Source organism: Micromonospora sp. CMU55-4 (genome assembly GCF_011602315.1).
In the GTDB taxonomy this organism is placed as follows: domain Bacteria; phylum Actinomycetota; class Actinomycetes; order Mycobacteriales; family Micromonosporaceae; genus Micromonospora; species Micromonospora chalcea.
Map to the genome: position 1 here is coordinate 144480 of NZ_JAAOLH010000006.1, position 23146 is coordinate 167625.

Annotated in this window: 21 protein-coding genes; 7 read left to right on the forward strand and 14 right to left on the reverse strand. The window is 73.5% G+C overall.

The genetic code is table 11. The annotated features are described in order from the left end of the window. Positions 1 to 2 precede the first annotated feature (2 nt). The 5 genes from HA073_RS13240 to HA073_RS13260 form a co-directional block, all read right to left on the reverse strand. Complete coding sequence (locus HA073_RS13240) at positions 3 to 941, reverse strand: dihydrodipicolinate synthase family protein (protein ID WP_069090135.1); 939 nt, start codon at positions 939 to 941, stop codon at positions 3 to 5. Next, complete coding sequence (locus HA073_RS13245; protein ID WP_043324745.1) at positions 938 to 2005, reverse strand: ABC transporter ATP-binding protein; 1068 nt, start codon at positions 2003 to 2005, stop codon at positions 938 to 940. The genes HA073_RS13240 and HA073_RS13245 overlap by 4 nt, the downstream gene beginning before the upstream one ends. Beyond that, positions 2002 to 3960, reverse strand: a complete 1959-nt coding sequence (locus tag HA073_RS13250; protein ID WP_043324746.1) for a dipeptide/oligopeptide/nickel ABC transporter permease/ATP-binding protein — start codon at positions 3958 to 3960, stop codon at positions 2002 to 2004. Before HA073_RS13250 ends, HA073_RS13245 begins: the two co-directional genes overlap by 4 nt. Beyond that, positions 3960 to 4916 carry an ABC transporter permease gene (locus HA073_RS13255; protein WP_064446265.1) on the reverse strand — a complete coding sequence of 319 codons (957 nt, stop codon included), beginning with the start codon at positions 4914 to 4916 and terminating at the stop codon, positions 3960 to 3962. Before HA073_RS13255 ends, HA073_RS13250 begins: the two co-directional genes overlap by 1 nt. A 101-nt stretch (positions 4917 to 5017) precedes the next feature. Then, positions 5018 to 6640 (reverse strand): ABC transporter substrate-binding protein, encoded by a 1623-nt coding sequence (locus HA073_RS13260; RefSeq protein WP_043324748.1) that lies wholly within the window; start codon positions 6638 to 6640, stop codon positions 5018 to 5020. Positions 6641 to 6777: 137 nt separating this feature from the next. Here HA073_RS13260 and HA073_RS13265 point away from each other — a divergent pair, with 137 nt between their 5' ends. Together HA073_RS13265 and HA073_RS13270 are read left to right on the forward strand one after the other, a co-directional pair. Then, entirely contained in the window at positions 6778 to 7509 is a 732-nt protein-coding gene (locus HA073_RS13265; protein WP_104114786.1) for a FadR/GntR family transcriptional regulator, read from the forward strand. A gap of 187 nt (positions 7510 to 7696) precedes the next feature. After that, positions 7697 to 9448 carry an exo-alpha-sialidase gene (locus tag HA073_RS13270; protein WP_166456511.1) on the forward strand — a complete coding sequence of 584 codons (1752 nt, stop codon included), beginning with the start codon at positions 7697 to 7699 and terminating at the stop codon, positions 9446 to 9448. 43 nt (positions 9449 to 9491) lie between these two features. Here HA073_RS13270 and HA073_RS13275 read toward each other — a convergent pair whose 3' ends face one another. The 7 genes from HA073_RS13275 to HA073_RS13305 are packed head-to-tail and all read right to left on the reverse strand — an operon-like array spanning position 9492 to position 17236. Beyond that, a complete protein-coding gene (locus HA073_RS13275; protein ID WP_166456512.1) occupies positions 9492 to 11084 on the reverse strand; it encodes an amidohydrolase in 1593 nt (530 codons plus the stop codon). 31 nt (positions 11085 to 11115) lie between these two features. Then, positions 11116 to 11514 carry a monovalent cation/H(+) antiporter subunit G gene (gene mnhG / locus HA073_RS13280; RefSeq protein WP_069090130.1) on the reverse strand — a complete coding sequence of 133 codons (399 nt, stop codon included), beginning with the start codon at positions 11512 to 11514 and terminating at the stop codon, positions 11116 to 11118. Next, entirely contained in the window at positions 11511 to 11774 is a 264-nt protein-coding gene (locus HA073_RS13285; RefSeq protein ID WP_043324755.1) for a monovalent cation/H+ antiporter complex subunit F, read from the reverse strand. Before HA073_RS13285 ends, mnhG begins: the two co-directional genes overlap by 4 nt. Continuing rightward, complete coding sequence (locus tag HA073_RS13290; protein ID WP_064446268.1) at positions 11771 to 12373, reverse strand: Na+/H+ antiporter subunit E; 603 nt, start codon at positions 12371 to 12373, stop codon at positions 11771 to 11773. Before HA073_RS13290 ends, HA073_RS13285 begins: the two co-directional genes overlap by 4 nt. After that, the gene (locus HA073_RS13295) at positions 12370 to 13941 is read right to left on the reverse strand and encodes a Na+/H+ antiporter subunit D (protein WP_064446269.1); all 1572 of its coding nucleotides are present in this window, start codon (positions 13939 to 13941) and stop codon (positions 12370 to 12372) included. Before HA073_RS13295 ends, HA073_RS13290 begins: the two co-directional genes overlap by 4 nt. Next, the gene (locus HA073_RS13300; RefSeq protein WP_043324758.1) at positions 13938 to 14405 is read right to left on the reverse strand and encodes a Na(+)/H(+) antiporter subunit C; all 468 of its coding nucleotides are present in this window, start codon (positions 14403 to 14405) and stop codon (positions 13938 to 13940) included. Before HA073_RS13300 ends, HA073_RS13295 begins: the two co-directional genes overlap by 4 nt. After that, positions 14402 to 17236, reverse strand: coding sequence for a Na+/H+ antiporter subunit A (locus HA073_RS13305; RefSeq protein ID WP_043324759.1), 2835 nt, complete (start codon positions 17234 to 17236; stop codon positions 14402 to 14404). Before HA073_RS13305 ends, HA073_RS13300 begins: the two co-directional genes overlap by 4 nt. 178 nt (positions 17237 to 17414) lie before the next feature. Here HA073_RS13305 and HA073_RS13310 point away from each other — a divergent pair, with 178 nt between their 5' ends. Continuing rightward, positions 17415 to 18434 carry a SpoIIE family protein phosphatase gene (locus HA073_RS13310; protein ID WP_166456596.1) on the forward strand — a complete coding sequence of 340 codons (1020 nt, stop codon included), beginning with the start codon at positions 17415 to 17417 and terminating at the stop codon, positions 18432 to 18434. Between the two features lie 124 nt (positions 18435 to 18558). Further along, the gene (locus HA073_RS13315; RefSeq protein ID WP_064446529.1) at positions 18559 to 19779 is read left to right on the forward strand and encodes a CdaR family transcriptional regulator; all 1221 of its coding nucleotides are present in this window, start codon (positions 18559 to 18561) and stop codon (positions 19777 to 19779) included. A gap of 49 nt (positions 19780 to 19828) precedes the next feature. On the opposite strand, the gene HA073_RS13320 is transcribed toward HA073_RS13315, so the two are convergent. Further along, a complete protein-coding gene (locus tag HA073_RS13320; protein ID WP_043324761.1) occupies positions 19829 to 20059 on the reverse strand; it encodes a hypothetical protein in 231 nt (76 codons plus the stop codon). A gap of 362 nt (positions 20060 to 20421) precedes the next feature. On the opposite strand from HA073_RS13320, the gene HA073_RS13325 reads away from it, so the two are divergent. From HA073_RS13325 to HA073_RS13335, 3 genes are read left to right on the forward strand one after another with little or no spacing between them, the layout of a single operon-like run. Then, positions 20422 to 21261 carry a rod shape-determining protein gene (locus HA073_RS13325; protein ID WP_064446272.1) on the forward strand — a complete coding sequence of 280 codons (840 nt, stop codon included), beginning with the start codon at positions 20422 to 20424 and terminating at the stop codon, positions 21259 to 21261. 2 nt (positions 21262 to 21263) lie between these two features. After that, positions 21264 to 21578, forward strand: a complete 315-nt coding sequence (locus HA073_RS13330) for a TraR/DksA family transcriptional regulator (protein WP_030501973.1) — start codon at positions 21264 to 21266, stop codon at positions 21576 to 21578. Positions 21579 to 21626: 48 nt separating this feature from the next. Beyond that, complete coding sequence (locus HA073_RS13335; protein ID WP_166456513.1) at positions 21627 to 22574, forward strand: acyltransferase domain-containing protein; 948 nt, start codon at positions 21627 to 21629, stop codon at positions 22572 to 22574. On the opposite strand, the gene HA073_RS13340 is transcribed toward HA073_RS13335, so the two are convergent. Further along, a complete protein-coding gene (locus HA073_RS13340) occupies positions 22575 to 23123 on the reverse strand; it encodes an adenylate kinase (RefSeq protein ID WP_166456514.1) in 549 nt (182 codons plus the stop codon). Between the last annotated feature and the right edge of the window lie 23 nt (positions 23124 to 23146).

Consider the following 23146-nt stretch of genomic DNA (forward strand, 5'->3'; position numbering starts at 1 on the left):
GGTCAGAGCAGCCCGGCCAGTTCCAACTGGGTACGCACGCGGCCCGTCTCGGCGTCGTCCAGCGGCCGCAGCGGCAGCGACACCGCGTTGCCGGCGATGACGCCGAGCAGGGACAGCGCGGTCTTGAACGCGCCGACGCCCCGGGTGGCGCCCGCCGAGGTGGCCGGGTCGGCCGCGTCGACGATGCGGAACAGCCGGGTCAGGCGGTCCTGTTCCCGGCGGGCCGCGGCCCAGTCGCCGGCCACGCAGGCGCGGTGCAGTCGCACGTATCCAGCCGGGTCCACGTTGCCCAGTCCGGGCACCGAGCCGGAGCCACCGGCGAGCATCATCGCGTCGACCACGACCTCGTGGCCGGTGAGCAGGCTGAAGTCGCGCTCCGGCGCGTGCTCGGCGATGGCGAGCGCCAGCTGGCGGAACGCGACGTCGTCGCCGCTGGAGTCCTTGACGCCGGCCAGCACGCCCTCGGCGGCGAGGCGGGTCAGCAGGTCGACGGAGAGCTTGCTGTGCACGCAGACCGGGATGTCGTACGCCAGCAGCGGAAGCTCGACCGCCGCGGCGACGGCGCGGAAGTGCCGCTCGATCTCGTGCGGGCCGACGATGGCGTAGAACGGGGCGGTCACGACGAGGCCGTCCGCGCCCAGCCGGGTGGACGCCTCGGCCCGCTCCACGACCCGGCGGGTGGTGGGTTCGATGCAGCCGGCGAGGACCGGCACGGCGCCGCCGGCGGTCTTGACGATGGTCTCCAGCGCGAGGTCCCGCTGCCGGTCGGTGAGGAAGACCGTCTCGCCGGAGCTGCCGAGGGCGAAGATGCCGTCGACGCCGGCGTCGAGCAGCCATTCGACCAGCCGTTCCAGGGAGTGGACGTCGACCTCGCCCTCTTCGGTCAGGGGGGTGACGGCCGGCGGCACGACTCCGGCGAACCGCGGGGCTGGGGTGGTCACAGGTTCTCCTCGACAGACTCAGTTGTGGTGCGGCCGGTCGCCGAGGTGGCGAGCGCGACCAGTTCGGTGTTGGCGGTGCCGGCGGGCACCGGGTGGTGGCAGCGGAACTCGTGGCCCGCGCCCTCGGCGGGGCGCGGCGCGGGCATGTCCACGGCGCAGCCGTCGGTGGCGGCCCAGCAGCGGGTCCGGAACGGGCAGCCGCTCGGCGGCCGGGTCGCCGACGGGACCGGGCCGACCAGCGGAATGGGCTCGATCGGTGAGAGCAGGCCCGGCGTGGCCGAGAACAACGCCCGGGTGTACGGGTGCCGGCCGCCCTCGGGCAGCAGGTCGGCGGGGGTCTGCTCGACGATGCGGCCCAGGTACATGGTGACGACCCGGTCGCTGACCCGCTTGACGGTCTGGATGTCGTGCGACACCAGCACCATGGCCAGGCCGAGCCGGTCCTTGAGGTCCAGCAGCAGGTTGAGGATCTGCGCGCGGACCGACACGTCGAGCGCGCTGGTCGGCTCGTCGGCGATGACCAGCCCCGGTTCCAGGGCCAGCGCGCGGGCGATGGACACCCGCTGGCGCTGGCCGCCGGAGAGCTGGCTGGGCAGCACGTCGGCGACCGAGCGGGGCAGGCCGACCAGGGCCATCAGCTCGGTCACCCGCTGCTCGCGCTGCTGCCGGGTGCCCCGGCGGTGCACGTCGAGCGGGTCGCGCAGGATGTCGCGTACCGGCATCCGGCGGTTCAGTGAGGTGGCCGGGTCCTGGAAGATCATGCCGACGCCGGCGCCGATGTGCTCGCGCCGCTCGGTGGCGGTCATCGACCACACGTCCTTGCCGGCGAAGGACACCGTGCCGGCGGTCGGCCGTTGCAGGCCGACGAGCACCTTGGCGAGGGTGGACTTGCCGCAGCCGGACTCGCCGACGATGCCGACCGTCTCGCCGGCCCGGATGACCAGGTCGGCGCCGGTGAGCGCGTAGACCTTCTCCCGGCTGAACATGCCGCCGCCGCGCGCGGCGTGCACCACGTGCACGTCGCTCAGCTCGGCGATCGGCCGGTGCTCGGCGGTGGCGCTCATCGGGCCGGCTCCTTCTCGCTGACGGTGACGGCGGGGTGGTGGCAGGCGTACCCGTGGCCGTCCGTGCCCGCCATGGTGGGCGCGGTGTCCCGGCAGATCTCGGTCGCCATCGGGCAGCGGTCGGAGAACCGGCAACCCTTCGGGAAGTCGGCCGGTGAGGGCACCACGCCGCGGATCTGGGTGAGCCGTTCCGCGCCGGTCTCCAGGGACAGGACGGAACCGAGCAGCCCGCGGGCGTAGTGGTGGGCGGGCGCCTCCATCACGTCGGCGGTCACGCCGGTCTCCACGATCTGCCCGCCGTACATCACCACGACCCGGTCGCAGACGTCGCTGACCAGGGCGAGGTCGTGGCTGACCAGGATGAGGGCGAAGCCGAGCCGCTCGCGCAGCTCCAGCAGCAGCGCCATCACCTGGGCCTGCACGGTGACGTCGAGCGCTGTGGTCGGCTCGTCCGCGATGATCAGCTTCGGGTCGCGGGACAGCGCCATGGCGATCACCACGCGCTGCCGCTGCCCGCCGGACAGCTCGTGCGGGTACGCGGCGAGCGTGCGCCGCGGGTCCAGCCCGACCAGCCGCATCAGTTCCTCGGCCGAGCGGGTGCCGCCGCGGCGGATCATCTGGGCGAGTTGGGCGCCGACGCGCAGCGCCGGGTTCAGCGCCGACAGCGCGTCCTGGTAGACCATGGCGATCTCGCGGCCCATCAGGGCGCGGCGGCCCTTGGCGTTGAGTTTCAGCAGGTCCGTGTCCTGGAAGCGGATCTCGCCGCGTACCCGGGCGCCCTGCGGCAGCAGACCCATGACGGCGAGGACGCTCAGCGACTTGCCGGAGCCGGACTCCCCCACCAGGCCGACGACCTCGCCGGGGCGTACGTCGAAGGTGAGCCCGTCGACGATGTCGACGCCGCGGTGGCGGCCCTCGAAGCCGATGGACAGGTCGCTGACCTGAAGGACCGGCTTGCCCTGCGGCAGCGGGCGGGCGCGCTCACGCAGCCGCTGCGCCGCCTCGGCCAGGCCGGGCAGCTCGACCACCTCGCCGGTGCCGGGCTGCGCCTGCTCCAGCGCGTCACCGCTGGTGGTGGACGTGGCGCGGCGCGCGGCCGGGGCGGCCCAGGCGTCGGACATGCCCTCGGAGAGCACGTTGAGCGCCAGCACGGTGAGCAGGATCAGCAGGCCGGGGAAGAACGTGGCCCACCAGCCGCCGATCTGCACCATCTCCTTGCCGAAGGCGATGACCGAGCCCCACGAGGAGGCCGCCTCCTGCGGGGCGAGGCCGCCGCCGATGAAGGACAGGGACGCCTCGAAGACGATCGCGTCGGCCACCATGACGGTGACGAAGACGAGGATCGGGGCGGCGCAGTTGCGCAGGACGTGCCGCCAGAGGATGTGCGGGCGGCGGGCGCCGATGATGCGCTCGGCGGCCACGTAGTCCTCGCCGTACTGGGACAGCACGTTGGCGCGGACGATGCGCGCGACCGACGGGGTGAACACGAACCCGATCGCGATGACGAGGACCAGCAGGCTGTTCTTGCCGAACGAGATGATCAGCAGCGCGGAGAGCACGATCGTGGGGAAGGCCATGACCACGTCGAGGCAGCGCATGATGATCTCGTCGACGACGGTGCGGCTGCTGCCGGCGAGCGCGCCGAGGATCGCGCCGAGCACCAGCGCGATGCCGGCCGCGCCGAAACCGACGATCAGGGAGCGCCGGGTGCCGGCGACCAGCCGGGAGAAGACGTCGCGGCCGAGTTTGTCCAGGCCGAACCAGAAGTCGCCGTTCGGGCCGGTCAGCGCCGGTCCGAGGCCGGTCTGGGTGGGGTCGTGGCGCAGCAGCAGCGGGGCGAGCACGCCGACCACGACGATGAGCGCGACGAAGCCGAGCGCGAACCGGGCCGCGAGACCGAGCCGGGCGAAGGCCATGCCGGGGCGGGACAGCCGCGTGGTGAGGGACCGGCGCATCAGTGGCCTCCGCGCAGTCGGGGGTTGGCGAAGAGGTAGAGGATGTCGACGACCAGGTTCACCAGGACGAAGCACAGCGCGATGGTGAGCACGGTGCCCTGGGCGAGCGCGGTGTCGTTCTGCTGGACGGCGCTCATGATCTGGGTGCCCATGCCGGGCAGCGAGAAGATGGCCTCGATGACGACGGTGCCGCCGATGAGGTAGCCGATCCGCAGGCCGAGCGCGGTGAGCGGGTTGACCAGCGCGTTGCGCAGCACGTTGCGGCCGATCACCACGCGCGGTGGCAGTCCGGCGCCGACGGCGGTGCGGACGTAGTCCTTGTCGAGTTCCTCGACCATCGACGTGCGGACGATGCGGGCCAGCGAGCAGCCGACCGGTACGGCCAGCGCCAGCGCGGGCAGCGCGAGGGACTGCAGCCAGAGGCCGACCGAGTCGGCGGGGTTGACGTATCCACCGGTCGGGAAGATCGGGCGGCGGACCGAGAACTCCTGGATGAACAGCAGGGCCAGCCAGAACGAAGGCGTGGCGATGCCGGCCATGGAGACGATCCGGATGACCTGGTCGGGCCAGCGGTCCCGGTACAGGGCGGCCGGGATGCCGAGGGCCAGCGCGATGACCAGCGCGCCGACGACGCCGAGCGCGGTGAGCTGGATGGTCAGCGGCAACGCCATGGCGATCTTCTCGGCGACCGGGACCGACGGCGGGAACGTCATGCCGAGGTCGCCGCGGACGAGGTCGCCGAGGAAGTGCAGGTAGCGCAGCGGCAGCGGGTCGTTCAGCCCGTTCGCGGCGCGGAACGCCTCGACCTGCGCCGGCGTGGCCTGGTCGCCGAGGACGGACAGCGCCGGGTCGATCGGGGAGAACTGCATGATCACGAAGACGAAGAGCGTGATGCCCAGCACCAGGGGGATCAGCGTCAGGAATCGTCGTGCGACCAGGTTCAGGACGGTCAGCATGGATTCTCTTTCTCGTGGCGGGGCGCCGGGGCGTCCCGTCCGGCCGCACGGGTCACGTGCGGCCGGACGGGACGGAGGCGGGGGCGGAGCCCCGAGTGGGCTCAGCCGGTCCGGCCGGTGCCCAGGAAGTACAGGCCGGTGGTCGAGGCGCCCGAGAAGCCGTCGAGCTTGGCCGGGTCGTACGCGGTGACGACCTTGGTGTGCAGGATCGGGTAGAGCGGGGCGTCGTCCGCCACCATGTCCAGGGCCTGCTTCCACAGCGCCTTGCGGGCCGCCTCGTCGGAGGTCTGCGCGGCCTTGTCCAGCAGGTCGCCCATGGCCTTGCGGTTGGCGTCGCTCCAGCGGTAACGCTGGCCCGGCCAGGTCTCGCCGAAGTAGTACCAGCGCATCAGCAGGTCGGTGTCGACGCCGAAGACGCTCGGGTCACCGGTGGCCATGAGCACCCGGAATGTGTCCTTGGGGACGATGTCGCCGTAGATGGCCGAGGACGGCACGGTGTTGAGCGTGGCGTTGACGCCGATCTTCTTCCACTGCTCGATGACCAGGGGGGCGACGTCCTTGACCACCGAGTTGTCGGTGGTGTCGAGCCGGAACGACAGGTTGGTGACGCCGGCCTCCTGGAGCAGGGCCTTGGCCTTGTCCGGGTTGTAGTCGTAGACGGTGGCGGCCTTCTGGTACGCCTTGTTGCCCTCGTCGAGGTAGCTGGTCGCCGGGCTGCCGTAGCCGTTGAGCGCGGTCTTGATGACCGCGTCCTTGTCGATGGCGTAGTGCAGGGCCTGGCGGACGCGCTTGTCGCTGAACGGCGCGGCGGCGTTGTTGAACATGAGGAAGACCTGGTTGAAGGCCTGCTTCACGTCGATCGTGTACTTGTCCTTGAGCGAGTCGACGTTCAGGTACGGCACGGCCTCGATGGCCTGCACGCGGCCGCCCTGCAGGTCCGACACCCGGGCCGACGCCTCGGTGGTGGTGTTCCACGTCATCGTCTCGACCTTGGCCGGGCGCGGGCCGTTGTAGGTCTCGTTCTTGCTCAGCTTGATGCCGGATTCCTTGGACGCGCTGTCCACCTTGAACGGGCCGGACCCGATCGGCGCGGTGTCGAACGCCTTGGCCGCTGCCGCGTCACCGGTCTTGGCCTTGGGCACGACCTTGATGACCGAGATCCGCTCGCTGAACAGGGCGAACGGGTACTTCAGCTTGAACTCGACGGTGGCCGCGTCCTTGGCGGTGACGCTGTCGAGGAACGAGACGAAGCCCTGCATCAGCGGCGGCGCCTTCGGGTCCGCCGGCTTCAGCACGCGGGTGAACGACCAGGCGACGTCCTCGGCGGTGACGGGGGTGCCGTCGGAGAACTTCGCGCCGTCGCGCAGCGTCACGGTGTACGTGAGGCCGTCGGCGCCGGGCGTCGGGTCGCTCTTGGCCAGCGCGTTGTAGGGTTCCCGCGTGATCGGGTCGAGGTCCACGAGACCCTCGAAGACGTGCTGGTTGACGGCGGTCGCCACGGCGGAGGAGGCGTTGCCCGGGTCGAAACCGCTGGAGAGCGTGAACGCCAGGGTGGCCTCGATCGACGTGCCCGCCTTCCCGCCGCTGACCGCGTTGGTCGAGGCGGGACCGCCGCTGCAGGCCACCAGCCCGAGGGCGAGGGTCGCTCCGAGGGAGGCGACGGCCAGGGGGCGGACGCGGCGGCGCGGCACGCGCCAGCTCCGCGACTTACCGGTGGTGCTCACGTAGATGCCTCCATAGGCTCTTCATGCGCTCGCGTCGCCGCTCGCGCCGGGGATGTGAGGTGTAAGGTGTATGACGTCTGACGTCTGATGCCGGTAGGGTGAGGGTGTCAGATTCGGGAACGAAGGGCAAGGGGCAGATGACGACCATTGACGCCAGTCCGCTACGCGGCGCCGAGCGGCCGAGCCCTCGCCGGCAGGAGGTCGCCACCAGGATTAAGGAGTACATCCTGCGCAACCGCCTCAAGCCGGGCAATCTCCTGCCCACCGAGACGGAGCTGTGCGAGGCGGTCGGCGCCAGCCGCTCCAGCGTCCGCGAGGCCGTCAAGATCCTCTCCGCGCTCGACATCGTCGAGGTGCGCCACGGCCACGGCACGTTCGTCGGCCGGATGTCCCTCAACGCCCTGGTGGAGAGCCTGACGTTCCGAGGGCTGCTCAGCGGCGAGGACGACCACCACGTACTGGCCCAGGTCGTCGACATCCGGCAGACGCTGGAGCAGGGGCTGGCGGCCACCGTCATCGACGCCCTGGACGAGGAGCACCGGTCGGAGCTTTCCGCGCTCGCCGACGAGATGCGCAGCCGGGCGGCACAGGGCGAGGACTTCCTCGACGTCGACCGGGCCTTCCACCTGAAGCTGATGGAGCCGCTCGGCAACGACCTGCTGGTCCAGCTGACCGAGGCGTTCTGGCAGGTGCAGGCCATCGTCGCGCCGACCCTGCGCACCGAGCCGGAGGACCGGGTCATCACCGCCCAGCGGCACCAGGCCATCGTGGCCGCCCTCACCGCCGGGGACGCGGCGGCGCTGCGCTCGGCCATCGCCGAGCACTACGCGCCCATCCGGGCGAGCATCGCCCGCGCCGCCCAGGCCTGACCCGGCGACCGGACACCGGCAGGCCGGCCGCGGACCGGCCGGCCTGCGCGCGCCCTTTGTGCACGGTCCACATCGTCCGATTCCTTGACGGGTCCCATCGATCGGCTTAGCGTACGTACCCAACATCGGACGTCCGACGTCAGATGCCATCGCTTCCGATCCCCCACCCGTCCGGAAGGAATCCCCCGTGCCCCCTGTCCGTGCGATACCACGCCGGGTGACCGCCGTCCTGGCCGTCCTCCTCGGCCTGCTCACGGTGCTCCCCGCCACCCCGGCCCACGCCGCCCCCGCCGGCGTGACCGCCACCGTCGGCGCCGACTGCACCGCCGGCCGGCTCCTGCTCGACCTCGACAACCGCAGCACCACGACCCAGACCTACACAGTCACCTGGCCGGGTCGCTCCGGCTCGCCGTGGACCCGCACGGTCGCCGCCGGTGGCACCGCCGAGCTGTACTGGACGCTGGCCCCCGGCACGCCGTACACGCTGCGCACGACGACCCCGACCGGCCTGGACGAGACCACCTCCGGCCTCTTCCACTGCGGCACCGGCATGTCCGCGCTCACCAGCTTCGACTGCACCAACGGCCGCCTCCAGCTCGCGCTGGAGAACCGCACCACGACCGCCCGGGACTTCACCGTCACCTGGCCCGGACGCACCGGCTCGCCGTGGACCCGCACCATCGCCGCCGGCGGCAACTACCTGCACTACTGGACCGTCGGCGCCGGCGCCCCGTACACGCTGCGGGTCACCGCCCCCGGCTTCGACACCACGCTGCGCGGCACCACCTCCTGCGACCTGGCCACCGGCAACCCGCAGATGACCAGCACCACGCTGCTCACCACGCAGACCGTGATCCGCGACCTCAACGGCCCGGGCGGCCGGTACGACGGCACCGTCGCCTCGGTCCGCATCCCCGGCCTGGCGGTCACCAACAACGGCACCGTCATCGCCGTCGCCGACGCCCGCGTGAACGGCTCGTACGACCTCGGCGGCGGCACCAACAACATCCAGATCGTGATGATCCGCAGCACCGACGGCGGCCGTACCTTCGAGCAGCCCCGGGTCATCCACGCCCCGCCCACCACCAGCGAGGGCGTCGGCGACCCCAGCCTGCTCGTGGACCGCGCCACCGGCGTCGTCTACTGCTTCTTCACCTACTCCCCCAGGCCCGGCATCAGCTTCTGGTCCGGCGGCTCCGGCCTGAACACCGCCGACGACCCGAACAGCATGCACCTGCGCTACATCACCAGCCGGGACAACGGCGCCACCTGGAGCGCGCCCGTCGAGCTGAACCCGGCCGTCAAGGACCCCACCTGGCGGCAGGTGTTCTTCTCCTCCGGTCACGGCATCCAGACCAGCACCGGCCGTCTGATCCAGCCGATCGCCTACCGGGACTCGGCCGGCACCAGCCACGCCGCGAACATCTACAGCGACGACAACGGCGCGACCTGGCGCCGTGGCGGATCCGCCGGCGGGAACATCAACGAGAGCAAGGCGATCGAGCGCGGCACCGGCGCGATCGTGCAGAACATGCGGCACAACTCGACCCGCAGCCGCTTCTACGCCACCTCCACCGACGGCGCCGCGACGTTCGGCGCGGCCACGGCCAGCACGCTGCTGACCGACCCGCTGTGCAACGCCGACGAGATGTCCTACCTGCGGCCGTCCGAGGTCGGCGCGAACCGGGCGCCGGTGCGGACCCGCACGGCCTTGTTCAGCAACAACGCGCACCCGAGCGCGCGCAACGACCTCACCGTACGGCTGTCCACCGACGACGGCGCGAGCTGGCCGGCGCGGGCACTGGTCAAGCCCGGCGGCGCCGGCTACTCGACGATGGCGGTGCTGGCCGACGGCACGGTCGGCAACCTGTACGAGGTGGGCGACACCGGCGGCATCTACTTCGCCCGGTTCAGCCTCGGCTGGGTGAAGGGCGCCTGAGAGCCGTGTCCCGCCCGGACAGCGGCGTCCGGGCGGGACACGGTCAGCGCTGCCAGCGCACCACGCCGCCGACCGCGGTCAGCGCCACTGTCAGGTCCCGCAGTCGCGCCGGCTCCACCCGGTACGGGTCGGTGGGCAGCGCGATGAAGTCGGCGAGCATGCCGGGGCGCAGCCGCCCCTTCAGGTGCTCCTCGTAGGAGGCGTACGCGCCGGCCCCGGTGAAGCAGCGCAGCGCCGTGTCCAGGTCGAGCCGCTCGTGCGGGTCGACGCCGCCGGGCGGGGTCCCGTCGGGCTGCTGCCGGGTCACCGCGGCGTGCACGCCGAAGAACGGGTCGGGGTCCTCCACCGGGGCGTCCGACCCGAACGCCACGACGGCCCCGGCGTCGAGCAGGCTGCGCCAGGCGTACGAGGCGAGGTCCCGGCCGGCGAGCATCCGGCTGGTCAGCGGAATGTCGCTGGTGCAGTGGGTGGGCTGCATCGAGGCGATCACGCCGGAGCGGGCGAGCAACGGCACGTCCTCGGGCAGCAGGTGCTGCGTGTGCTCGATCCGGTGCCGCAGCCGCGCCGCCGGGCCGGGCCCGGCCGAATCGCGCCAGCGCGCGTACGCCCGCAGCACCATCCGGTTCGCCGCGTCGCCGATGGCGTGCGCCGCCACCGCGATGCCGGCCCCGGCGGCGGTGGCCAGCAGCCGCTCGAACTCCTCGGCCGGGGTGACGGCGATGCCGTGGTTGCCGGGCTCGCCGTCGTACGGCTCGCTCATCAGGCAGGTGTGCGAGCCGAGCGCGCCGTCGGTGAAGATCTTCACCGGGCCGGTGCTCAGCCACCGGTCCCCGTCGCCGGTGGCCCAGCCGCTGTCGATCGCCTCGTCCAGCGCCGTGGCCGGGATCGTCTTGTGCACCCGCAGCGGCAGCTCGCCCCGGGCGTACAGCGTCTCGTAGGCGGCGCGGGCGTCCTGCCCGTCCAGGTCGTGGATGCCGGTCAGGCCGGCGGCGAGCAGCCGGGGCAGGTGGGCGCGCAACTGCGCGACCAGGTCACCGGCGTGCGGGGAGCGCACCACCGCGTACGCCGCGTCGGCCGCCGCCTCGCGCAGGACGCCGGTCGGCTCACCGTGCTCGTCGCGTGCGATCTGCCCGCCGGGCGGGTCGGGGGTGGCGGCGTCGATGCCGAGGCGGGCCAGCGCGGCGCTGTTCACCCAGATGGTGTGGCCGTCGACGCTGGGCAGCGCGGCCGGGCGGTCCGGGCAGACCCGGTCCAGGTCGGTGCGGGTCGGCTGCGCCGGCCGGGTCCACCTGTTGCTGTCCCACCCGCCACCGAACAGCCAGGCGTCCGGCGGCAGCGTGGCGGCGTGCCGCGCGATCCGGGTCAGCGCCTCGTCCAGGCTCGCCGTGCCGCGCAGGTCCACCTGGTCCAGCCCTCGTACGTAGGACGCGGCGTGGATGTGACTGTCGATCAGCCCGGGCAGCACGGCCATCCCGCCGAGGTCGATCCGGCGTGCGCCGCCGCCGGCCCGGTCCCGGCACTCGGCGAGGTCGCCGACGGCGACGATCCGCTCGCCGCGAACCAGCATCGCCTCGGCGCGCGGGCGGGCCGGGTCGAGCGTGTGGATGCGGGCGTTCTCGTAGACCGTGCCGCTCATGGGCTCCCTGCCTCGACGCTGGGGCGGAGTCTCAGGACGTGCGGGCCGGCGACGTGTCCTGCGGCTCGCCGGCCCGGTCCGCCCGGATCCGGTCGATGTCGCCGGCCAACTCGTCGGTGATCAGCAGGTCCCGCCGGATGTCGTCGTGCGGATACGCGGTCCGCCCGACCATGTGCGCGGCGACCGGGGCGGTGGCGAGCTGGAACAGGCCCACCAGGACCAGCGTGGTGATGTCCACCCCGGTACGCAGCCGCAACGCGCAGCCGAGCAGCACCAGCAGCAGCCCGAGCACCTGCGGCTTGGCCGCCGCGTGCATCCGCGACAGCACGTCCGGGAAGCGGATCAGCGCGATGCCGGCGGCCAGGCAGAGCAGGGCGCCCGCGACCAGGCAGACGCCGGCGACGGTGTCCAGGATCGTGTCGAGCGTCATTTCGGGTTTCTCCGAGCCGCGAAGCGGGCGACGCTCACCGAGCCGACGAACCCGACCAGGGCGAGGACCACGAGCACCGGCAGCGCGGTGGCGTCCCGGCTGTACGCGGCCTCGGTGGCGATGGCCGCGACCGCGACGGCGAGCAGCACGTCGGTGGCGACGGCCCGGTCGAGGATCGACGGCCCACGGATGATGCGGACGAGGGTGAGCCCACCGGCCGCGACGAGCAGCGCGGTGACGATCACGGCGACGACGGTCACGTCGGTGCTCCTTCCAGCTCGACCGACCCGGACGGGCCGGTGGGTGCGGATCGACGGATCAGGTCCAGTTCCTCGGCCGAGCCGACGGCGGCGACGATGCGCCCCTCCAGTTCCAGCACGCTCTGCCGGAAGCGCTCCACCTCGTCGAGGCTGCGGATGCCGATGACGTGCACGTAGAGGGTGCCGGTACGCCGGTCGGCCTCCAGGATCAGGCTGCCCGGCACCAGCGACAGGGCTTCGGCGTTGAGGGTGAGGTTGAGGTCGGTGTTCACCCGCAGCGGCACCGCGATGATCGCCGAGTGCGGGTGTCTGGACCGGACGGCCAGCCAGGCGATCTGGACCGACGCGACCACCAGGTCGCGCAGGAAGCGGGCCAGGAATCTCAGCAGCGGCACCGGCCGGATCCGGCCGGCGAAGGTCACCGGGGGCAGCGGGAAGACCACGAGCAACACGGCGGCGACCACCAGTCCGCTTATCACGTTCGCCCAGCTGAAGGTGCCCCACAGCAGCACCCAGACGGTGACCAGGCCGGTCACGGCGATCGCGCGGTTGCGCCAGCGGTCACGGGGGGTCAGCGGCGCTTTCGGCTGACTGGTCACGGCGGTCCCTCCGGGAACACGGCCTCCACGTACGGGGCACGGCGCAGCAGGTCGTCGGCGGCGTCGGTGCTGATCTCGAACAGCGGCCCGGCCACCACTGTCAGCGCCAGACCGAGCACCACCAGGGCGGCGGTCGGCACCGTCATCAGCCGTGGCAGCACGGCCCCGGCCGGCGAGGCGCCCTCGTGCGGCTGCTCGGCGCCACCGGTGCGGGCCGCCCGGTCGGCGTCGCCGGGTTCCGGCATGTCCGGGTGCGGCGCCCGCCAGAACGCCAGGTTCCACACCCGGGCGATGGCGTAGAGGGTGAGCAGGCTGGTCAGCAGCCCGCCCGCGACGAGCGCCCAGGCCAGGAACCCGCCGTCGTCCACCCCGGCCTGCACGAGGCCGAGCTTGCCCAGGAACCCGGAGAACGGTGGGATGCCGGCCAGGTTGAGCGCCGGTACGAAGAACAGCAGCGCCAGCAGCGGTGACAGCCGGGCCAGCCCGCCGAGCCGGTCCAGCGCGGTGCTGCCGCCGCGTCGTTCGACCAGGCCGGCGGCGAGGAACAGCGTGGTCTGGATGGTGATGTGGTGCACCACGTAGAAGATCGCCGCGGACAGGCCGAGCGGGGTGGTCAGGCCGACCCCGAACAGCATGTAGCCGATGTGGCTGACCAGCGTGAACGACAGCAGTCGTTTGATGTCCGACTGGGCCACCGCGCCGAGGATGCCGACCACCATGGTCAACGCCGCTATCACCATGAGCAGGTCGGCGGTGCGTCCGCCGGGGAACAGCAGCGTCTCGGTGCGGATGATCGCGTACACGCCGACCTTGGTGAGCAGGCCGGCGAAGACGGCGGTCACCGGCGCGGGCGCGGTCGGGTAGCTGTCCGGCAACCACGCCGACAGCGGGAACACCGCCGCCTTGATCCCGAACGCGAGCAGCAGCATGCCCTGCAGGACCAGGCGCATGTCGTCGGGCAGCGCGTCCAGGCGGTCGGCGAGCTGGGCCAGGTTCAGCGTGCCGGTGGCGGAGTAGACCAGGCCGATCGCCACCAGGAAGATCAGCGACGAGAGCAGGCTGACCACGACGTACGTGGTGCCGGCCCGGATCCGCGTCTCGGTGCTGCCGAGCGTCAGCAGCACGTAGCTGGCGACCAGCAGGATCTCGAAGCCGACGTAGAGGTTGAACAGGTCGCCGGAGAGGAAGGCGTTGCACACGCCGGCGGTCAGCACGAGATAGGTCGGGTGGTAGACCGACAGCGGCGTCTCCTCGTTGCCGTCGGCCATGCCCTGCCCGATGGAGTAGACGAGCACGCACAGGGTGACCGAGGCGGACACCACGAGCATCAACGCGGCGAGCTGGTCGGCGACGAGCACGATGCCCATCGGCGCGACCCAGCCGCCCACCTCGACCACGAGCGGGCCGTCCAGCGACGACTGGACCAGGAGCAGTGCCGCCACGGCGACGGTGGCGGCGAGCACGACGATGCTGACCCAGCGCTGGGCGCGGGCCCGCCGGGCGAGCAGCAGCGTGAGGGCCGCGCCGAGCAGCGGCATCACCACCGGCAGCGGGACGAGCCAGGTCATCGGCCGCCCTCCGCCTCGGCCAGGACCCGAGCCTCGGGGCTGCCGTCCGCGGGGCCGCCGTCCGCGGTGTCGGCGTCGGCGGTGCCGGGGCCCTCGTCCCGGTCGGCCAGTTCCATGATGCGGCGGTCCTCGACGTCGTCCTGCACCTCGTCGTGGCCGTTGAGGTGCCAGCTGCGGTAGGCCAGGGCGAGCAGGAACGCGGTCATGCCGAGCGTGATCACGATCGCGGTCAGCACCATGGCCTGCGGCAGCGGGTCGGCCATGTCCTCCTGGGCGGAGGTGCCGACGATCGGCGGGCCGCCGGCCCGGCCGCCGGTGAGCAGCAGCAGGTTCGCGCCGTTGCCGAGCAGGATGACCCCCATCAGGACGCGGGTGAGGCTGCGTTCCAGCAGCAGTGTGACCCCGGTGGCGAACAGGACGCCGATCACCAGGATGTAGACCAGGTTGGGAATGTTCGGGCTCATACCAGCTCCTCTTCCCGTACGCCGGCCGGCTCGGTCTCCTGCTCGTCGTCCTCCTCCTGGCGGTCCATCTCGGCGCCCAGGCTGCGCAGGATGTCCAGCACCAGGCCGACCACGATGAGGTAGACGCCCACGTCGAAGAAGACGGACGTGACGAAGTGGACGTGGCCCAGCAGCGGCAGGTGGAAGTCGAGCGTCGCGCTCTGCAGGAACTCGCCGCCCAGCAGCATCGCGGCGACGCCGGTGCCGACCGCGACGAACAGTCCCGCGCCGAGCACGAAGCCGGCGTCCACCGGTGCGGCGCCGTTGAGTTCGGTACGCCCGCCCGCCAGATACCGCACCGCGAGCCCGAGACCGGCGACCAGCCCGGCGGCGAACCCGCCACCCGGCGCGTTGTGGCCGGAGAAGAGCAGGTAGATGGAGAACAGCAGGATGGCGTGGAAGAGCAGCCGGGTGACGACCTGGAGGATCACCGACTGCTGCCGGGACGTCGCGCCGCTGGTGAGCCAGCGCGGGCGCGACGACTGCTGCCGGCCGACGCCGGGGATGCCGCTGCGCAGGTCCAGGGCGCGGGTGCCGCGGAAGATCAGGCTGGCCACACCGGTGGCGGCCACCACCAGCACCGCGATCTCGCCCATCGTGTCCCAGGCCCGGATGTCGACGAGCGTCACGTTGACGACGTTCTTGCCGCCGCCGTAGGAGACCGCCTCGTCCGGGAAGCCGACCGAGATCGGCGTGGCGACCCGGCTGCCCGCCGCGACGTACGCCATGCCGGCGGTGACCACGCCGACGGCCACGCCGAGCGCCACGCGGAACTGCCGGGTGGCGCGGATCGGGCGGGCCGAGAACCGGCGCGGCAGGCGGCGCAGCACCAGCACGAACATCACGATCGTGACGGTCTCCACCAGGAACTGGGTGAGCGCCAGGTCCGGCGCCCCGTGCAGGATGAACAGCAGCGCCGTGCCGTAGCCGGTCACCCCGACCAGGATCATGGCGGTCAGCCGGCGGCGGGCGCGCGCGGCGACCAGCGCGGCGACCACGACGACCGCTCCCGCGACGGCCTGCAACGGGGTGTCCCAGAGCTGGAACCGCTGCGCCCAGGGCAGGCCGGCCAGCACCGCCCCGCCCGGCAGGATCACCAGCACCAGCAGGATGACGCCGAGGTAGAACGGCAGGGATCCGCGCTGGGTGGCGCCGGTGAGCTCCACCGCCGCGCGGTCGACCGCGCTCGCCAGCCGCTCGTAGCCGGTGGCGCCGTCGAAGGGCAGCCGCAGCAGGCGCGGGCGGCGGCGCTGCAGCAGCAGGAACAGCCCGACGCCGCCGGTGACGGCCAGCGCCGACAGGCCGAGCGCCGGCGTCAGGCCGTGCCACAGCGCGAGGTGGTAGCCGGGATCGGCGGTGGGGAACTGGTCGGCGTACGGGGCGAGCACCCGGTCCACCGCCGGAGCGGCGATCCCGACCACGAGGCCGGCGAGGGCGAGCACCGCCGCCGGGCCGAGGAAGGCCGGCTCGATCCGTTCGACAGGGGTGTCGGGCACGTCGGGCTTGGCGGCGAACGCGCCCCAGAGGAAACGCAACGTGTACGCGACGGTGAGCGCCGAACCGGCCACCACCCCGGCGAGCACCAGCAGTTCGACCGGCCCGCCGTGCAGGAACGCCTCCAGCGCTGCCTCTTTGGCCACGAAGCCGAACAGCGGCGGCAGCCCGGCCATGGAGGCGGCGGCGAGCCCGGCGACCGCCGCGAGCACCGGCGCACGGCGGCCCAGCCCACTCAGCTCGCGCAGGTCCCGGGTGCCGGTGACGTGGTCGACGACGCCGACGACGAGGAAGAGGGTGGCTTTGAACAGGGCGTGCGCCAGCAGCATCGCGGCGCCGGCCAGCGCGGTGTCGCGGGTGCCCGCCCCGAGGATCACCATGAGCAGGCCGAGCTGGCTGACCGTGCCGTACGCCAGCAGCAGCTTGAGGTCGACCTGCCGCAGCGCCGTCCAGCCGCCGAGGAACAGCGTGATCAGGCCGCCGCCGAGCAGGATGGCGCGCCACACGGTGGCCTGGCCGACCGCCGGGCCCATCAGCGCGGCCAGGAACACGCCCGCCTTGACCATGGCGGCGGCGTGCAGGTAGGCGCTGACCGGCGTGGGCGCGGCCATCGCGCGCGGCAGCCAGAAGCTGAACGGGAAGATCGCCGACTTGCTCGTCACGCCGAGCAGGACGAGCACCAGCGCGGCGGTGAGGTATCCGCCCTCCGGCAGGTTCCCGGCGATCTCGGACCACCGGTACGAGCCGGCGTGCTGGCCGAGCATGACGAACCCGGCGAGCATCGCCAGGCCGCCCAGCGTGGTCACGAGCAGCGCCTGCATCGCGGCGCGCCGGCTGGCCCGCTTGGTGGGGTCGCTGCCGATCAGCAGGTACGAGAAGACCGTGGTCAGTTCCCAGAACACGTACAGCAGCAGCAGGTCGTCGGAGACCACCAGGCCGAGCATCGCGCCGGCGAACGCGACGAACACCGCGGCGAACCGGCCGAGGCTCGGGTCGTCGGAGTGGAAGTAGCGCGCGCTGTAGACGAGCACGAGGGCGCCGACGCCGCCGACGAGCAGCACCAGCAGCCAGGACAGCGTGCCCATCCGCAGCGCCAGGTCGAGGCCGAGCTGCGGCACCCAGGTGACCGTCTCGACGACCGGCCGGCCCGCGCGGACCTCCTCGGTGCGGGTCAGTGCCCAGACTCCCGCCGCGGCGGGAACGGCGGCGAGGACGTAGAGAGCGCGTCGACCGAGTAGGCGTACCAGCACGGGGGCGATCACGGCTGCGAGCGCATGGACCGCCACCAGAACCAGCACACACACTCCTCAAGATCGACGCTCGGTACGTCAACCCTAACTGGCCAGGCGGCACGACGGTATGTCGAGAGAATCACGCGCTCGTGTCGTGTCGTCCGGGTCCCGCACAGGGTAAGGAGTGAGGTTGGGTCTCGGCCGGTACGGCGGGGGCCCCGATAGAGTGGTGGGCGTGCTGCCGATGCGAGCCGCCCTGGCGGGCACCACCGGGAACGCGGTGCTGATGGGCGTCGCCGAGGTCGGCACCCCGATCGGCTGGGTGCTGCTGCCCGGCCTGCTCGGCGTCTCGGCCCGGCCCCGGGTGGCGGCACTGGTGTCGGCGTGGGCGGGCGTGCTGGTGGTGGCGTCGGTCCTCGTACCGGTGATCCCCGGCCACCGCAGCGACCCGCAGGCGCTGCTCGCCTCCACGCTCAGCCTGACCGCTGTGCCCCTGCTGGCGTGGGCCCGCCGACGGACCCGGACCGCGTCGGTGACGCGCGCCGCCGGGCCCACGGACGTCGCGGTCTTCACCGTGCCGGCCGGCCCGGGAAGCGCCGCGCTGGCGGTCTGCGGCTCGCCCGGCGAGATCGGCGCCGCCGTCCCGCTGCGCGGCGGCGGGCTTCTCGCCCTGGTCGGCACCGTCACCGGCGCCGCGCTGGACACGCCCGCCGGGCGGCGGGCGATCGAGCAGACGTTCCGCCGGCACGCCCGGCCGGCAGCGTCGCCGCAGCGCCTCGCCGGGGTGCTCGACCAGGCGGTACGCGACCTCGCCCCGGCGGGTCACCTGCGCGCCACGATCGTGCGTGTGGACCGGTCCGGCGCGGTGGAGGCGGCGCGCTGCGGCTCGCCCGACCTGATCACCGTCGCCGCAGACCGGGCCGCCCTCGCCGGAGTGCCGGCCGGTCCGGCGCTCGGGTCCACTCGACCGGCCGGGTCCACTGCCCGGGCCGGGTCCACTGCCCGGGCCGGGTCCACTGCCCGGGCCGGGTCCGCGTCACCGGGCGGGGGCGCGACGCCGTCGCCGGTCACCGGCCGGCGGGTCGCCGTGGTCGCCGCCGCGTTCGCCGACGCGCACGGCGAGCGCTGGGTGCGCGTACTCGATCAGGTGGCGGCCGACGACGACCCGGCGGGGGCGGCGCGGCGCCTGACCCGCGGCCCCCGGGGTGGGCGGCGGACCGGTCCGGCGCTCGTGGTCGACCCGGGCCCGCCGTCGCGGGCATGACGCCGGGCGCGCCCGCTCCCGGACGGACCGCGCGGGCCGGTCGCGCCCGACGGCGCCGGACCCCCGGCCTACGCTGGGCGCAGTGGGCCGGCATCGGGTGCCGGCCCGGCACGGGGAGACCGCGATGACCGACAACGTCCGCCGGCCGGCGCCGGCCGCGGGCGGCGAGGACGAGCAGTGGCTGGCCGAGGTGGCCCGCGCGGCGAGCGCCGACGCCGGTGGCGTACCTGTGGAACTGCTCGGCGACTACCTGCGGCTGCTGACCGACGCGGCGGTGACCGGCCGCCGTCCGCGCCGCGCCGAACTCGACGCGGTGGGCGCCCTCGGCCGGCGCGCGGCCGAGCAGGGGGTGTCCGCCGGACGCGCGGTACGCCTCTACCTGTCCGCGGCGCGGCGGGTGTGGCGGCAGTTTCCGCACCTGGACCGCTCCGACGACAGCGAGGCGGTGCGCGCCGCCGCCGACGCCGTGCTGCAGGTGGTCGACACCGCCGTCGCCACGCTCGCCGAGGGCTACGCCGTGGCCCGGCGGGAACTGGTCCGACGGGAGGAGTCGCTGCGCCGGGAACTCGTCGACGACCTGCTGCGCGGCGACTCCGACCTCGGCGGGCTGGTGGAACGGGCCGAGCCGTTCGGGCTCGACCTCGCCCGCGTACACCAGGTGGCGCTCGCCGCGCCCGGTCGCCGCCTGCCGGACACGGAGGCGGCGATCAGCGCGCTGGAACGGGCCGTGTTCGACCGGCTGGGCGACCGGGACGTGCTGGTGGCCACGAAGGAGGGGCTGCTCGTGGTGATCGCCCCGGCCGACCCGGTGGCCACCGACCGGGGCCGCGGGCCGGCCGGCAACCTGGGCACGCTGATGCACGGCGAGCTGGACCGCCTGGTGCGGGGCCGGCCGTGGCAGGTGGCAGTGGGCCGCCCGCACCCCGGCGTGTACGGCATCGCCCGCTCCTACGAGGAGGCGCGGGAGGCGCTGACCACGGCGCGGCGGCTGCACTCCGAGACGTCCGTGATCGACGCGCACGACCTGCTCATCTACCGCGTGCTGCTGCGCGACCAGCCGGCCATGGTGGACCTCGTCCGGGCGGTGCTGACGCCGCTGGCCCAGGCGCGCGGCGGCGCCGAGCCGCTGCTGGACACGCTGAACGAGTACTTCGCCTGCGGCGAGGTGAGCACCGAGGCGGCCCGGCGGCTGCACGTCTCCGTCCGCACCGTCACCTACCGGCTGGCCCGCGTCCGGGCACTGAGCGGGTACGACCCCGCCGACGCACGGGACCGGTTCACGTTGCACGCCGCCGTCCTCGGCGCGCGGGCGCTGGACTGGCCGCGCAAGCCGCTGCCGGCGTGACGCTCAGGCCGCTGCCGGCGTGACGCTCAGGCCGCTGCCGGCGTGACGCTCAGGCGGGAACGGCCACCAGTTCCGGGAAGCCGAGCAGGTTCGCCAGGGCCGACGCCTCGTCGCGGGTGAGACTGAGAGCCACCATGCGATCCGGGTCGTCCGGGTCGTCGTGGACGATGTCGCGCCGGCCGCCGGTCTGGTAGTCGATCACTCCGATGCGGCGGCCCTCGTCGGTGGTCAGCGTGTGCCGGACCCCGATGCCGGGGAGGATCGTGCGTTCGATGATCACGGGAACCTCCTCACGTCAACCATAGCTCCGGGGGGTACCCGGACCGGTTGTCCAGTGACCGGCAATCATTCGGCCCTTTGTTGGCCGGTCGTGCGCAATGCCGAGCGCCGCATTCCGGGCGAAGCTGGAGTTCCGAGGCGGTACCCGAGTAGCGAGGAGGTGGTGACCATGACCCGCACGTCGATGGCTTCACCACCGGTGTTCGCCGGTTTCGTCGCGTCCCGGTCCGCGAGCGGCGACCCGCGGCGCGCCTGAGCCCCGGCCGCCGGCGCCGTCGAGCGAATCCGGCCCCGGCCCCCGGCCACGCCCCTCCCCCGCACCGTCCACCGCCCGGTTGGGCACCTGATCCGAAAGAGGTCGGTATGCCGCATCCCGTCACCGTCGTCCGTTCTCCGGCGCGTACCGGTCTGCTGATCGGCCGCTCCCACACCACCCGCCCGCCGGTGGGCGCCGACGCGGCGCCGATCGCCGTGGACCTCGGCAGCAGCCTGCTGCGGATATGGCTGGGTCCGGGCCGGACGCTGAGCGTCCCGCTCGGTCACGGCCTGCGCAGCCCGGTCGTGCGGCGCGGACGGATCGTGGACGGTCCGGCCTGCGTCACCGAGCTGCGACGCATCCTGCGTGACCACCGCGCGGCGGTACCGGTCGGCGCGCTCGTGGTCGCCTGCCGGCCGGTGCTGGCCGCGCCGGCCGAGCAGGAGGCGACGCGCCGCGTGCTCGCCGCCGTCCTCGCGCCGTCCCGGCTGCTGTTCCTCGACAGCGTCCGGGCGGGCGCCATCGGCGCCGGCGCCGCCGCCGGCACCCTGCTGCTCGCCGACATCGGCGCGCAGCTCACCGAGGTGGCGCTGCTGGAGGACGGCCGGGTCGTCGCCGCCCGCCGCGCCGAGGTCGGCACCCGCGACCTGAACCACGCGACGACCGCCGGCATGCTCGCCGACGCCGCCGCCCGGCTGGTCCGTGAGCTGCGGCAGGACCCGGCGCTGCGGCCCCTGGTCCGCACCGCCCTGGCCCGCGGCGCGATCGTCATCGGCGACGGCGCGACCCGGCCGGACGTGACCGCGCGCCTGGTCGCGAGGCTCGGCGCCGCCGTCCACCGCGCCGCCTCACCCCGGACCGCCGCCCTGACCGGCGCCGGCATGGCCGCTGTCTCGGCCCTGCGCCACCCGCACGACACCCAGCGCCGCCCGGAAAGGAGCGCCTGATCATGACGCACGCCCTGAACGACCGCACGGACACCCTGCGGGAACTGCTGGACCGGCAGTTCAACGAGTACACCGACCAGCTCACCGAGCTGACGCTGCACACGCGGCAGCCCGACCACGGCGGTCACGACCCGGACACCCTGCGCCGGCTGATCGAGGCCGCGCGCCAGGGCGTCGCGGACACCGCCCAGGCGCTCAAGCGCATGTCCGACGGCACGTACGGCGTCTGCGAGCGCTGTGGCCAGGACATCCCGACCGCCCGCCTGGAGATCCGCCCCGCGGCCCGCTTCTGCGTGCCGTGTCAGCAACGGCGCTGACGCCGCACGGGGCTGTCGGCGCGGACGCCGGCCGGTAGCGTCGTCCCCATGGACGTGGACGACGTCGCCGGCCGGCTCGGCGTGCCCGCCGAGGAGATCGACCGGGTGCGCCGGCTCGCCGGCGACCGGCCTTCCGCGCCGCTGCCCGCCCGGGCGGACGCGCCCGCGCTGCTGCGGCGGCTCGCGGTGCGCCCCGACGACGCCGCCGAGATCATGGCGGGCTGGCCGGACCCGGAGTCCCCACTGTGGACCCCGGAGCTGCGCTGGCTGCTCGACCGCTCGATCGCCCTGGTCCGGGCCGACCTCGGCGGCTTCGCCTGGCTGCCGCCGGGCCCGGCGCTGCCCCGCGACCGGGGGCCGGCCTGGCGGCACCTCTACGCCTACGCGTACCTGGCCCTGGTCGACGTCGTCCGGGCGTACCACGCCGACCACGGCGTGCCCGACGAGGTTTCCTGGGCGACGCTCGCCGACCTGGGCAACAACCTCGCCGTCGACCGGCGGATGCACGGTGAGGGCTGGCCGGTCATGCAGGCATGGCTGACGCTGCACGCGCGCGGCGGCCTCTACGAGCTGGGCCGCCTGCAGCACCAGCGCGGCGACACCGGCGCCCTCGACCTGCACATCCCCGACTCGGGGCCGCTGACCCCGGCGGCGGTCGACGCGTCGCTGGACCGGGCCCGGGCGTTCTTCCCGCGCCACTTCCCCGACGAGAGCTACACCGCCTTCTCCTGTGGCTCCTGGCTGCTCGACCCACAGCTGAGCGAATACCTACCGGAGGACTCCAACATCGTCCGGTTCCAGCGGCGGTTCACGCTGGAGCCCTACCAGCAGATGGACGGGCTGGACGGCGACGTCGAGGTGCTGCGCTTCGTCTTCCGCAGCCTGAACACGCCGCTGGACCGGCTGCACCGCCGCACCGTCCTCCAGCGCGCGGTCATCGACCACCTGCGGGCCGGCCGCCACTGGCAGTGGCGTCGCGGCCGTTTTCCGATGTAGTCACGTCCCGCGCCGGTCCGGCACCCGGCTGCCGCGCGCCAGCCAGTCGTCGAGGGCGGCCGGGTCGGTGAACAGCAGCACCGGCGGTCCGGCCGGGTCGGCCGCCCAGGCCCGCAGGCGCCGGCGCGCCCGGCCGAACCCGGTGACGTGCCACACCAGCACCGAGTCGAGGGACAGCACGCTTCCCCACGACTCCCGGTTGCCGTTGCAGATCTCCTCGCCGCTGGCCAGCCGCTGCCGCGTACGCCGCACCAGCCGCCGGAACGAGACCCCGCGCGGGTAGTCCAGGCCGATCACCAGGTCGGCGCGGCCGAGCACCACGTCCCGCCAGCCGTGGTAGGCGCCGTCGAGGATCCAGCGGTCCCGTCGGCAGATCTCCGCGATCCGCCGTCGCTGCTCGGCGACCGGCACCTCCACCCAGCCCGGCTCCCAGAGCAGATCGTCCACCGGATACCAGGGCAGGCGGTAGCGCTGCGCCAGCAGCGCGGCCAGCGTCGACTTGCCGGACCCGTGGATCCCCTCGACCAGGATGCGGGCCGGGACGGTCATGGCAGCAGCGTAGGCGCTGCCCG